Annotated in this window: 9 protein-coding genes and 1 pseudogene; 8 read left to right on the plus strand and 2 right to left on the minus strand. The window is 73.2% G+C overall.

The features are described from left to right. Positions 1-342: 342 nt before the first annotated feature. Both ACWDN5_RS27335 and ACWDN5_RS27340 read right to left on the minus strand, forming a co-directional pair. Positions 343-1821, minus strand: coding sequence for a beta-xylosidase (locus ACWDN5_RS27335; protein WP_449678273.1), 1479 nt, complete (start codon positions 1819-1821; stop codon positions 343-345). 593 nt (positions 1822-2414) lie between these two features. Next, positions 2415-4463 (minus strand): hypothetical protein, encoded by a 2049-nt coding sequence (locus ACWDN5_RS27340; RefSeq protein WP_449678274.1) that lies wholly within the window; start codon positions 4461-4463, stop codon positions 2415-2417. A 135-nt stretch (positions 4464-4598) separates the two neighbouring features. Between ACWDN5_RS27340 and ACWDN5_RS27345 the strand changes: the two genes are divergently transcribed. The 8 genes and pseudogenes from ACWDN5_RS27345 to ACWDN5_RS27380 form a co-directional block, all read left to right on the plus strand. Next, positions 4599-5651 carry a hypothetical protein gene (locus ACWDN5_RS27345; RefSeq protein ID WP_449678275.1) on the plus strand — a complete coding sequence of 351 codons (1053 nt, stop codon included), beginning with the start codon at positions 4599-4601 and terminating at the stop codon, positions 5649-5651. Continuing rightward, positions 5644-8766 carry a hypothetical protein gene (locus ACWDN5_RS27350; protein WP_449678276.1) on the plus strand — a complete coding sequence of 1041 codons (3123 nt, stop codon included), beginning with the start codon at positions 5644-5646 and terminating at the stop codon, positions 8764-8766. Before ACWDN5_RS27345 ends, ACWDN5_RS27350 begins: the two co-directional genes overlap by 8 nt. Before the next feature lie 26 nt (positions 8767-8792). Next, a complete protein-coding gene (locus tag ACWDN5_RS27355) occupies positions 8793-9557 on the plus strand; it encodes a hypothetical protein (RefSeq protein WP_449678277.1) in 765 nt (254 codons plus the stop codon). Continuing rightward, a complete protein-coding gene (locus ACWDN5_RS27360) occupies positions 9554-10366 on the plus strand; it encodes a hypothetical protein (RefSeq protein ID WP_449678278.1) in 813 nt (270 codons plus the stop codon). Before ACWDN5_RS27355 ends, ACWDN5_RS27360 begins: the two co-directional genes overlap by 4 nt. Continuing rightward, complete coding sequence (locus ACWDN5_RS27365; protein ID WP_449678279.1) at positions 10363-10791, plus strand: hypothetical protein; 429 nt, start codon at positions 10363-10365, stop codon at positions 10789-10791. Before ACWDN5_RS27360 ends, ACWDN5_RS27365 begins: the two co-directional genes overlap by 4 nt. After that, the gene (locus ACWDN5_RS27370) at positions 10788-11609 is read left to right on the plus strand and encodes a hypothetical protein (protein WP_449678280.1); all 822 of its coding nucleotides are present in this window, start codon (positions 10788-10790) and stop codon (positions 11607-11609) included. Before ACWDN5_RS27365 ends, ACWDN5_RS27370 begins: the two co-directional genes overlap by 4 nt. Beyond that, positions 11606-12820, plus strand: coding sequence for an OmpA family protein (locus ACWDN5_RS27375; protein WP_449678281.1), 1215 nt, complete (start codon positions 11606-11608; stop codon positions 12818-12820). Before ACWDN5_RS27370 ends, ACWDN5_RS27375 begins: the two co-directional genes overlap by 4 nt. Before the next feature lie 19 nt (positions 12821-12839). After that, positions 12840-13028: pseudogene (locus tag ACWDN5_RS27380) on the plus strand (hypothetical protein); the annotation flags it as partial.

Below are 13028 nucleotides of genomic sequence, written 5' to 3' on the forward strand. Positions count from 1 at the left end.
AGATCACCCACATGCGGCGGCGGTCGCCCACCAACCCTGCAGCCCAGCCGCGATCCCCCATACCCGCGGCCGCCCACCCGCCGCGCGGCGATCACCCACATGCGGCGGCGGCCGCCCACCAATCCACATCCCAGCGGCGATCCCACACCCCCGCGCGCCCCACCCGCAGGCCGGCGGCACCAGGCGACGATCCCACCCCACCTGCTCCCCCGCTCGCGACCGCCCGCCCCGGCCGCGATGGCCCTCGCGCGGCGGCGACCCGCGGCCGCAGCCGGCATCCCGGCGGGACCCGCGTTGTTCGCCGGCGGGCGGATCGGCCGGTCCCCGAGCGCCGACCCGACCTCAGCCCACCAAGGAAGCGCCCGGCGGGTAGCCGTCCCACTGGGCCCGGGTCACCGGGCGGGCCGTCGAGCCGTTGCCGGCCACCACGCCGGGGTCGGGGGCCTCCCAGCGGTGGCCGTCCAGGATGAACGCGTAGCCGTGGCCCGGGGCCTGCACCGCCTCCGCTCCCGAACGCAGCCGCGCCGCCTGCGGGAGCGCCGCCAGTGCCTGCGGGGCCCGGTCGAGGACCTCGCCCGCCAGCGCCACCGCCACCGCGCGGCGGTCCACCCGGACCCGCGCGCCCGCCCGGACCAGGTCCATCGTGCGTTCCGGGGACGGCGCCGTCACGCCGTCGAACGTCGACGCCACCCGGGCCGGGTTCGCGCACGCCTGGCTGCCGAGCAGGTCCAGCCCGAAGTGCCGCAGGTCGGTCGGGGCGCGGGCGCCGCCGATCGCCGTCGCGCGCACGAGGTCGAACGGCACCCGGTCGCACGGGTCGGCCGGCGACAGCGGCGCGTGCCCGTCCGCGCGGCGCACCAGTCCCGGCCCTTCCTGCCACGGCCCGGGCACGACCACGGGCTGGTACGGGTGCTCGGTGAAGTCCGCGGTCCAGAACGTCAGCGTCGTCCCGCCGTCGGTCTCGTGCGCGACGACGAACGCGGCGAGCGCGCCCACCCACATCAGGTCCGCGCTGAACCCGTCGACGACCGACCGCGCGCGCGGCGCCGACGTCGACGCGACCGGCACGAACCCGCCGACGTCCAACGCCTGCACCCCGGACCCGAGCGCCGGGTCGCGCGAGCGGAGCAGGAACTGCCCCGCGCCGTTCGGGCCCGCGGCGCGGCCGGTGGTGTCGGTGAACATCAGGTAGAACCAGCCGTCGAGGTAGACGGCCGACGGCTGGCCGGCGCCGTAGACGTTTTCGCGGTGCACGTCGTGCGACGGCCCGAGGATCGGTCCCCCGCCCGCAGCGCGGGTCCAGTGGATGCCGTCGGCGCTGGTGGCGAGCCCGATGGAGTTGCCGAGCGCGTGGTCCCCGGCGGCGCCGGTGTAGTACAGGTAGTACGTCGAGCCGACGCGCAGCACCGACGGGTCGCAGGTGTGCATGCCGTCGAACTGCCCGGGCGCCCCGGAGAACACGGCGGCCGGGACCCCGCCACCCGGTCCGGTGAACGGCCCGTCGAACGACCGGGCCTGCGCGTAGAGGATGTCGTCCCCGGCCGGGCCGGCGCCGCCGTACTGGCTGCACCACCACATCCGGGTCTGCCCCCGGTCGAGCATCACCGACGGCCCGTAGTTGTAGACGGCGTCGAGCCCCCCGGCGGCGATCACGCCACCACTCTGCCGAGGGTCACCCGAAGGAAGTTTGACGTCGGTGGGCCGCGGCGGCCCGGCGGTCTTCCCGCCCGCGATGGCGGGCTGCTCGCCCGCGGCCTGCGGCTGGGCGTAACCCTCGGTGCAACCCGCGAGCAGGAGCCCGGCCAGAACACTGGCGAGCAAGGCACGAGCGGGTCGCCGACCCCCACGACGAAACGGGTGCACGGCATCGGAGTGTAGCGAGCGCCTTCACCCGTCCGAGCGACCGCGCTCCGGTTCGGGTTCCCTCCGCAGCGTCGTGCCGGACTGCCGTTCGCGGAATCGTCCGCCGACGCCGCCCGGGATGACGTCGCCGGGTCCCGGATTCGCACAGGACCAATGCGATTGTTATGCAACGGCAATTACGGCGACGGTATCGCACCGGCGCAATCCGCCGAACTGTCCGCCGACGCCGACATGCTCTTCTTTCCCCGGATCGCCGGTGTAACAGACCCCGGATTCCGAACGACTCCCTGACCGCTCCGATCATTGCTGCCGGCAATGGCCGGAATCGGGCGTTTCGCACTGACGCACTCCCGAGACCGGCCACCGGCGAAACTCGTTGTGCTATCGAAGGAATGTCTTCTGATCAATTGCCGTCGTCGCCGTTTCCGCCGCCACCTCGCATCGCCGATCACCTCCGCCCGGACATGGACGGTCGGGACGATCGGACGTGCTCTCGAATTCGTCGGTCGAAAGATCAGCCGACTCCGCCAGGAGAGGAGCGCAGGGTGAACTCAGCCGGGAAAACCGAGTGCGGAGAGCCGCGCGCGCAGGTCGGCCAGCACCGACCGGTAGCCGGATTGCCCGACGGTGCCGCCGGTCGTCTCCTTGAGCCACCTCTCGACCAGCCGCACCAGCTCGCCGGCTTGGGCCGCGTCCTCCGCCGGGCGTTCCGCGACGCCGTATTCGAGGGCCTGCACCAGCACGGGCGCGGCCCGCAACGCGAACAGGCAGTTGTCCAGTGCGGGCCGCAGGTGACGCGGTTCGTAGAGCGGCTCGGCCAGGACCTGGTGCACCCACGCGTGCGCCCGCCGCACCCACTGCTCCGCCTCCGCGCGCTCCCCGCGGTCCGTCAGCAAGGAGGCGAGACCGGATGCGGCGTCGGCGGCGAGGTAGCAGCTGCGGGCCAACGGCCGGATGTCGCGATCCTGGTTGTACAGCCGGGTCCGGGCGGGGATGACCGAGGTGGTGAACAACTGCAGGGCGGCACGGAGGTCTTCGGCACTGTCCTTGTTGGCCCCGAGGAAAGCCGCGTAGTTGTGGAGTTGGAAGCTGAGCCCGCCGTACTCGGCGTCCGGCGCGAACAAATCGACCTCGACCGCGTTCGCGAAGGCCGCCCAGTACCGGCGCAGTGCCACCCCGGCCTCGGGGCTTTCCAAGCCGGCCGACCTCAGCGCGTTGAGCTCGATGCAGGCCACCGCCAGCAGATCGGCGAGCAACCCCGGGTCGATCCGGTCCGCGGCGCCCGCTTCCAGGCAGGCGTCGGCGGCCGCCATGACCGCCGCCGCGGACGCCGGTACCGGGCGCCCGGCGTGCCGCTCCGCGCCGGCCCGCTGCACGGCCAACCGCAACCGGGTGTCCACCACCACCGGGTCGTCGGCGTCGAAGACCTGGTCGAGCAGCTCGGACAGGCCGCGCACCAAGTCGGCGAACTGGGCCCCGGCCAGCCAGGTCGAGGGGGCCAGCAGGCCCATCTGCCGGATGATCCCCATCGCCGCCAGCACGAACGCCCGCCGGGCCAGCAGCGGCACCGCGGCCAGTTCCGCCGCCCGGGGCAGCCGGAACGGCACCGCCATCGCGTCGGCCAGCGCGTCCCCGAACTCGTCCGGCCGGCGCAGGGACGCCCGCCCGTAGGCCCACGTCTCGACCAGTTCGCGGACGATGCCCGAAGACGGGACCATGGCACAGACCTGCTCCTGTCCCGGGATGCGTTCGGTCACCCAGAGGTGGGCCACGCCGTCACGGGTCCCCATTTCCACGAACAACCCGATCAGTTGGTCGACCATCCGGTCACCGACTCCGGCGGCCGGGCCGGCCGGTTCGTCGGCCGCGCTGTCCGGCAGGATGCCGCTGGCGTTGAGCCGGGCGGCCGCGATGCCGTCGAGGAAGTCCAGGTCCTTCGGGTGGGTGACCGGGTCGGGAGCGCGCCCGGCCGGAGCGGCGCCGATCTCGCACCGGGCCCGCGGCCGGTCCGAAATCCGCGGTGCCAGCGGAAACTGCGGCGCACTGAGCGACGCCCGCTGGATCACCCGCGCGGTGAGCGCCGCGGACACGAGCGCGGGCTGCGACCGGTACACCTCCACCGCCGTCGCGGCCCAGGCGGCGATCCACTGCACCGGGGCGAGGTCACCGCCGTCCGCGGCGCGCAGCATCCCCAGCGCCGTCCGGATGGCGCCGGCCGCCGGAGCGAGAAGCACGTTCGTCGCGGTGAGCACGATCGCGGCCTTCGTGTCGGGGCCGAAGCGGTTGATCGTCGCCGCGACGATCTCGTTGGGCAGCGCACCGCGGTCACCGGGCAGCACCGCGCGGTCGTCGACGAACCACTCGCCGTCGTGCTCCCGGCTCCGCAGCCGGGCCGCCGCGGCCCTGGTCGGCAGCGGCGCCCCGCGCGCGATCTCCGAGACGGTGATCGCGGTGAAGTCGCAGACCCAGGTCAGCGGGCGGAACGGGTTGTGGTCGGAGGGAACGCCGAACAGGGGCGCGACCTTGCGGGCCAACCGGGCGGGCACCAGCTCCGAGCGCTTTTCGACCAGCTGGGGCACCACTGCGGGCAGCAACACCATCCTGCACTCCACCTCCGCTCGGCTCATGGTGACACAGCGGAGTGAAAGACCCGCGCGCCAACCGGTCACCAGTGGATCAATCACAGTTCAGCCACGTCCTGGCATATAAATCTCTGCTAGTGTAGGAAGCTCTGCATGGTTGCGACCTCGTCCCCCATTCGGTCCTCCCGATCCACCCCCGAACTGACCACGGACGTGGTCCGTGCGGTCTTCGCCGAGCTGGGCGAAGTGCGGGACCAGCTACACGTGAGTCACCGGGTCGCCCGCTGCGATCTGTGCCTGGCGCTGCGTGAGCTGCGCTACGGCCCCACGCCCGCGGGGGCGGGCGACAACGGGCTGCTGCTGGCCGGCGACTGCGTGTGCCGGGACCTCGTGGCCGACGTCCTGCACGTCGTCACCACGTTCCTGACGGAGCACGGCGCAGCGATCACCAACCCGCCCGGCGCGGCCCGTATCCACGTGCGCAAACGCGTGCACGACGTGCTGCGGTCCTACCGCTGCGCGCACGGCGCCCAGGCCAAGCCCAAGCAGGCACGCGACAACCGCTACGGGCGGGCACTGCCCGACGAGGAGCACCGCGCGGTGTTCGGGCACCTCGTCGACGAGGCCGGGTACTCCGCTCCGCTGCCGGGCGGCGGGTACCTCGTGCGCAGGCTCGCCGAGCGGTGCGCGGCCGAGTTCGGCAAGCCGGTCCCGTACTACCTCGAACGGGTGCCGGGGATGCTGATCACCATTCAACGCGTGTGCAAGGCCGGTGCGCGGGTCAACGTCGGCACCAAGACCGCTCCGGAGTACGTGAGCTGGTACGACGCCTACATCGACCGCCCGCTGGGGCGCCGGCCGGACACGGCGATCACCTCCCTGTCCGACGACGGCGCGTCCCGGTGGGGCCGCGACCACGTCGCCGACCCGAGTGCCCAGTCCGCCTTCGCCGCGGTCGAGGTCGCCGGCGTCGACGCGCATCCGGACTCGACGGTCGTCGACACCGTGGTGACCCGGCTCGCCGAGGCGTCCCCCGGCGCTTGGGAGGGCACCCTGCGGTCGGCGCTGCTGGGCCTGGCCGACCGCGGCTTCCTGTCCCGCCGCCGCGCGGAGACCCTGCTGTCCGACCCCCAGGGGATGGACGACGTGATGGCCCGGGTCCGGACGGTCATCGAGGCACGAGGCGGAAGGGTGAACCGTGGCTGACACACCCACTACGCACGAGGACGCGGCCCGGTTGGCCGGGTGGCTCCGGGACGCCCCGGAGCGGGTCGACCCGGTGACGGCAGCCGAAACGGGGATCGACCTCCTGCACGAGCTCGACGCCGACGCCGGCCTCGAGCCCCTGCACCTCACGACCGGCTTGCTCGAGTTCGCCCTGCGCTCCGCACCCTCCCACCCCTCGGCCCCGGAGTGGTGGGGCGAGCTGGGCTTCGCGCGCGGCTGGATCGCCGAAGAGACCGGCTACCCGCCGGAATACGAGAGGGCCATCGCCTGCACGCTCACCGCTCTGTCGACGCCGGGTGTTCCGCCCGATGTCGCCGAGCAGGCCGCGGTCGAAACCGCGTACCTCACCGGGGCCCTGCTGCGCCTGGAAACCGTCACCGCCGAGCGGGCGCGGGAGCTGGTCGAGGCCCTGGACGGCATTCCGCCGTCCTGGGTGCCGGACGTGCCCACCACACGCTTCGAGCTGGCATGCGCGTGGGCGTGGCGCTGGGCCTACCCGGTGACCGAGGACGACGCGGACCTCCGGCGCGCGGCCGAGCTCCTGCGCCGGGCGCTGGCCGCACCGCAGCCGGCCGGGGTGGAAGCGGACTGCGTCGACGAATGGGACCTGCTCGCCACCATCCTCGAGCACCTCTACCGGGAAAGCGACGATCGCCGGCTGCTGGACGAAGCGCTTGCCGCCGCGGTGAAGGTGTGCGAACTGCTGCCCGAAGACCACGAGCAGCTCCCCGAGGCGCACGGCGTCGCGGCGGCCCTGGCCGAGGAAGTCTTCTTCAACAGCAACGGCGACGACGGCGCGGCGCTCGAAACCGCGATCGCGAACTTCGCGGCCAAGCGCGCCGCGATCGGCCTGGACGACGACGAGACCGTCTCGTACGCGATGCTGCTCCAGGTCCGCGGTGGCACCGCCGAGGACGTTCCGGCGCTGACGGCTGCCGTAGAACTCCTCGAGACGCCCGAGCGGGCACCGGGTGCGGAGATGGTGCTCGCGGGCCTGCACGAGCTGCTCGTCGACCTCGTGGGCCCGCGCCACGCCTGGCCGGCCATCGACTGGGCGACCAAGGCGCTGGCCCGGCCCGATCTCGGCACCGAGGTCGTCCTACCCCTGCACGCCTGCCGGCTCGCCGGGCTCGAGGTCGCGCTGACGGCGTTCGGCGGCAACGAGCTCGCGGCCCGGTACGACGTCGACGGCATCGTGGCCGGCGCCCGGATCGAGGCGCTGGCCGGCGAGGATGCCGCCCGGGCGGAGCTGGGACTCCAGGTCGCCCGGTTCCGCGGCCTGTGGACGGCCGACCGGTCCCCGCTCGACGTGGACCTGGTGCAGGCCACCTCGGTGGAGATGGCCGATGCGGTGCACCGGGTGCGCGAGCACGCCGGGGCCGACGCGCAGGACAAGCTCCACAGCGTGGCCACTCTGCTCGAAGACATGATCCCGGTGGCAATGGGCGATCGGGACCCGAAACCGTTCCGCGCCGCGCTGCAGGACCGGAGCCTCGAAGGCATGGGCGAGGCGACGGGCATGCTGAGCTGGCTGGAGCAGCTGACCGAGCTCCAGTCGACGGCCGACACCGGACAGCCGGTGGCGGCCCGGCTCCGGGAGCTGGTGGCGAACGCCGTCGCCCTGGTGCCGGAGGCGGACACCGACGCCGTCACGGTCCTCATGCGCGCCCTCGCCGATACGGCCGTCGTCGTGGAGAACGGCGATCCCGCAGCCCGGTCCGCCGGCTACCGGGAGGTCGTCCGGATCTGCGACGAACTGCCGGAAAACGTGGCCTCGAGCCCGTTCGTCCGACGCATCCGCGGCATGGTGGCCGCCCAGCTGACCGTCGGCGGTCACGACGACGACCAGGCGGAATCGGCCATCGAGGACCTGGAAACCGTCTTGGCGCACCCGGACGGACGTCTGCGGGAACACAGCGTACCCCTCACCGAACAGCTCGGACGGCTCCTCCGCAAGCGTGGCGCTCCCGGGGACGTCGCACGCAGCAGGCAGCTGGCCGTGCGCGTGCTGACCGAGCACACCTGGCGCACGCTGGTCCGGCCGGCCACGGAGGACGACTCGGCGCGCCGGTTCGCCCTGCAGGCGAGCGACTGGTGCCGGGAAGACGGTGCCCTCGACGACCTCGTCCGGGTCATCGAGGCCGAGCGGGGCGGGGCGCTGGCCCGGGGCGCCGGGGCCGAGGTGGTCCGCCGTCACCTCGTGGACACCGGCCGCGCCGCACTCGCCGAGGAGTGGGCGGCCGCGCACGAAACCGGCGACCAGTGGGACGTGCACCGCATGGACCTGCCGTCTCGTCTGTCCGAAGAGGACAGAAGGACGCTGGCCGAACCGTGGGGTCCGGAGGAGATCCGCTCCGTGCTCCGCGAGTCGAAACTGGACGCGCTCGTGTACCTCGTGCCCCGGCAGCCCACGGTCGGCGGGCTCCTGGTCGTCGTTCCGGCCCAGGGCCCGGTGCTCGCCCGCCGCCTGCCCCTGCTGAGCGGGCACTGGTTCCGACCGCCCCCGACGTCCGCCGCGGCGGAGGCGCTGGGAGGGTGGGCATGGCTCGCGGCCGGCGCGGCCGTGCTGGCCGCCGCCGAAGCCGCGAGCCCGCCCGGCCCGGGTGGCGTTCCCCGCGTTGCGCTGGTACCGGTCGGCGCCGCGGGCCGGGTGCCTTGGGCGGCCGCCTGGCGCGAAACGGGATCCGGTCGCCGGTACCTGGTCGAGGACGTCGAACTCACGTGTGTCCCTTCGGCTCGCCGGCTCGCCCACACGCACACAGCGGACGAAGAGCCGGTGCTCCTGCCGTGCGACCCGGACCGGTTGTCCCGATCGGACTACGACGACGCACTCGAACCGTCGAGCGCACGGCTCGTCGAAGGCGCGCGCACGGTGGTGCGCGAGCTGTGGCCGGCCGCGGACGGCTCGGTGTTGGTTCCGCTGTTCCGGCAGTTTCTCCGCGCCACCCCGGAAGATCCGGCCGGCGCCTTCCGCCGGGCGCAGCTGTGGCTGCTCGACCCGCAGCGAGTGCCGGCGGCGGGGGTGTCCGCCGGCCACCTCGGAAACCCGGCCGACGTCGTGAATTGGGGTGGGTTCGCGTGCCTCGGGGGATGACGGGCCGCCGTCCGTCAAACCGGACTGTGGAGTGGAACACCGAGGAGCTCACGTGGATCGCCGCCGCGACGGTCGTGGCCGCGCTGGTGCTGCTGAGCGCCGCGAGACTCGCCGCCGCGAGCCGGATCCGTCGGGACCGGGCCCTGATCGCGGACGCACTGGACCGCATGAGCGCGCTGGTGCCGGAACCGGCGGCCCGGCCACGACTGCGGGGCCTGGGCCGCGACGTGGTCGAGGTGCTGGTGTCGCAGGAGGACACCGCGCAGTCCCTGCGCTCGGAAGCACCCCTCGCCGACGGGTCGGCCGTGCTGATCATGGCGGATGCGGTGACGGCGACCGTCGAACCCATGTGCGTGGACCGGCCGGACGACAGCGTGTGGGAAGCGGCTGGCGTGGCTCCGAGCGTGACCGAGCACCCCGAGCTCCGCGAGATCACCGAGCAGCTGGCACACAGCAGCTCCCGGCTGATCGCGATGGGACGGCGGGTGCTCGGTGAGGGGGAACGGCTGGGGCTTCCCGAAAGGGACGCCGAGGATTCCCTCACGGCGGCACTCGACCGGGCGCAGCAAGCGGTGCGCGACGCCGAGCTGCTGGCCGCGGGCGGGCAGCTGCTCGCGGCGCTCGCCGCACTGACCGAGCTGGCGATCCCGGTACCGGAATCGGGTTTTCCTGGCCAGGCGGTGGCGGATGAGCTGCGCACGCAGGTGAATGCGCTGGCCCGGTTGGGCATCCGCCACCGCACGGCGTTGTCGCAGTTCCGGGATGCGGGCATCCAGCAGGAGTGGCGATGACGGTTCCCGCCCCGGAAGAGGCCTACGACAAGCGTGACCGGCGCGCCGACCGGCGACGCGGCCGCCGGGACGGCAAGCAGCGCATCCCGGCCTACAACGACGTGCTCGCCATGACCTCCGGGGACGGCGTGATCACCACGCCCTACCCCCAGTGCCTGCAGAGCAGCGCCGTGAGTGAGATGAACCAGGAGCTGGCGGATTGCCTGCGGCGCCGGAAACCGCTCCTGGAAACCCTCGAAGTCCTGCGCCGTCAGCACGCCAACACGAAGTACGACCTCGATCGCGCCTCCGACGGCATCACCGGCGCGGAGGCCCCGCTCACGGAAGAGGAACTGCTGCCGCGCAGCCGCGCCGAAGTCCGGCCGGACCAGGCGGTGGTCGTGCGCAGCCGGCGGGAAGCTGCCCGGGCGAGGCGGATCGCGGCCGCGCACGGCGGGGAAGCCGCGCTGCACGAGAAGCTGAACGAGCTGGACAGCCGGATCGCCGAGACCGAGCAGGCCGTCCGCTCCGACTTCGTGCTCGTGCAGGCCAAGGCCAAGCAGATCGGCGCCCGTTGCGCCGTGCGGGTCGGCACCTACTGGGAGCACCTGGTGCTGGCGCACGCGGAGGGCACCTACCTGGCCCCGATGGTCAGGTACGTCAGCCAGGTCCTGCCCTCGTGGGTGTTCGAACCCGTGGCGGGCGAACCGGATTCGCTGGGGCAAGGGGACTACGAACTGCACTACGTCATCGAGCGCGTCCGCCCGGAGGCGCGCGCACCCGAATCCGGACCCGGCACCGAGCCGGAGGGAAAGAAGCGACCCGCATGAGGCTGAGAAAACCCCGACCGGACCGCATCCCGCGCGCGCTCACCCGGCGGCTGCGGGACCTGCACAAGCGGGCGCTGCCGGAAATCGCGGACGCCCAGCTGCTCGAGTACGTCGACCGGACGGTCGGTTCGCTCGGCGACAGCGACGCCCCGAGGGCGCTCATCGACGGCTACGTCCAGGCGCACAAGGCGAAGTGGACGCTGCAGCTCAAGGCCAGCCACAACGAGCTCCTGGGCGAGATCGAGGAGCTGGCCGCCGACGCCCGCGCACTCGTCGAACACCGCCGGATCCTCTGCCAGGACCAGCGGGACATCATGGACGACCTCGACGCCGCGGTCGCCCACGCCCTGGAGCGGGTGACCGACCCGGACGCCCCGTACCACGAGCCGGTTCGCCTGAGCGAGCGACGCGGGAGGAATCGATGACGGAGCCCCAGCGTCCGGTGCGGGTCCTGAGCCAGCGCAGGCGGGTGATCCGCGGTGATGCGTCGCTCATCGTCGGCCTGCCGCCGACGACCGGGTTGCAGTACCTCGTGCTGCTCGCCGCCGCGGTGGTCGACGTCGTCGCGTTCAACCAGGTCCTGACGCAGGCGCTCGACGAGTACGAGTGGGCGTTGTGGGGGTTCGTCGGCGGGTTCACCGTCGTGTGCCTCGCGCTGTCGCACACGGCCGGCAAGAGCTGGAAGGAGGCTTCGGTCCAGCGGCACGCGCCGAACGCGGGCGTCATCGCCGTGCTGTGCACCGTGGTGTGGCTGGCGCTGGGACTGGCGGCCTTCGCCTTCCGCTGGTTCTACGCCGTGCCGGCCGGCGGGACCACCGCGGAGTACGACGACCCGACGGCGGCGCCGGCGGCCGACACGACCCTGCAGGCCAACTTCCTGCCCGCGATCTTGTTCCTCGTGCTGTACCTGGGCACGGGCCTCCTGTCCGGTGCCGGCGCCTACAAGGTGCACAACCCGGCGGCCCGGCAGTGGGCACGCGCGGTGGCCAAGCGCTCCCGGGCGGCCGCCCGGATGGCCGCCCTGGAGGCGGGCCTCGTGGCGGCGGAAGAGCTCACTCGGCAGGTCGAGGGCATGAAGGCACGGGCCGTTGACGACAAGGACCTGTACCTGGCGCTGCCGGGCAGCTCGATGGCGAAGGTCGTCGCCGACGCCGAGCTGAAGCTGCTCGGCCGCGGACCGGCGGCGGCAGACCGGCCGCAGACCACCGAAGACGACGAAGAAACCCGGAAGGACCAACGATGACTTTTCTCCGGTCCCGCGGCCGCCGCAGGCGCCCGTGGCGTGCCGCCGCGGCCACGGCCGCCGCCGCGGCCCTGCTGACCGCGTGCCACCAGGAAACCCCGGCCGGCTCCCCGCCGGACGGCGGCGGGGCGCAACCCGGTGAGTGCGTGCCTGCTCCGGACAAGCCGGTCAGCCTGGTGGTGGGCGGCCGCATGGGCAGCCAGCGGCCGACCCTCACCCGGGAAGTGCAGGACCTGCTGTCCGGAGCGGTGGCGAACCAGCAGGCCGTCCAGGTGTTCCGGGTGGACGGCGAGCCCTCGCGCGTGGTCAAGATCTCCCCCGTCATCGACGGCAAGAACGACGCCCGGCGCAAGCAGCAGGCCGGGGCCGCCGTTCAGCAGATCACCACCGCGGTCACCGGCGTCGTTCCGAAGAAGCCCGAGGCGGACGACCTGGCCGCGCTGTCCCAGGCGGCCAAGCTCACCGACGAGGGCGGCACCGTCGTCCTGATGGACTCCGGGCTTTCGACCGCCGGCGCCGTCTCCTTCCTCAACGACGGGATGTTCGACGCCGATCCCGGCGAGGTCGCGAACTTCCTGGCCGGCAAGCAGCTCCTGCCCCCGCTCCGGGACAAGACCGTGCTGCTCGTCGGGACCGGCCTCACCGCCGAGCCGCAGGCCGCCCTCGACGACAACCTGCAGAAGCGGGTCACCGCTCTGTGGAAGGCCATCGCCGACAAAGCGGGGGCCAAGTGCTCGGCACCGGTGGACGTGCCCAGCAAGCGGGAGGCGGTCAAAGTCGACCAGCCGGTCTCCCAGGTCAAGCTGCCCGCGCCGGTGACGTTCCAGCCGTGCGGCACGACCGTCCTGCGCGACAGCGGACCGGTCGGTTTCCGGCCGAACGAAGCGAACCTGCGCGACGAAAAGGCCGCGCAGAGCACCCTGCAGGCGCTCGTGTCCCAGCTGACCGGCGGCTCGCAGAAAGTGAACCTGGTCGGCAACACCGCCACCTACGGCAAGCCCGAGGACAGCGTGACGCTGTCCAAGCAACGGGCCGAAACGGTGAAGGCGCTGCTGGTCCAGGCGGGTGTCGCCGCCGACCGCATCAGCACCGTGGGCGACGGGCAGACCGGGAAGTACCACGAGCCCGACCTCGGCCCGGGCGGCACGCTGGACCCGGCCAAGGCCGCCCGGAACCGGTCCGTGGTGGTCGAACTGTCGTGCGCCAGGTGAGACTCGGGGTGACGGCCGGGTGACCGCACCGGACGACGACGTCCCGCCCACGGAACCCGACCCTGGGCGGGGCGCGGCGCCGCCGCCGGACGGCCCGCCCACGGAACTCGACCCGGGGCGGGTACCGCTGGACCGCGGCGCGCCGACCGAATTCGACCCCGGCCGCAGCCGGCCGCGCGGCAGCTCGCCCGGGCTGCCCCCGGGACTC

The organism is Amycolatopsis sp. NPDC003731 (assembly GCF_053586895.1).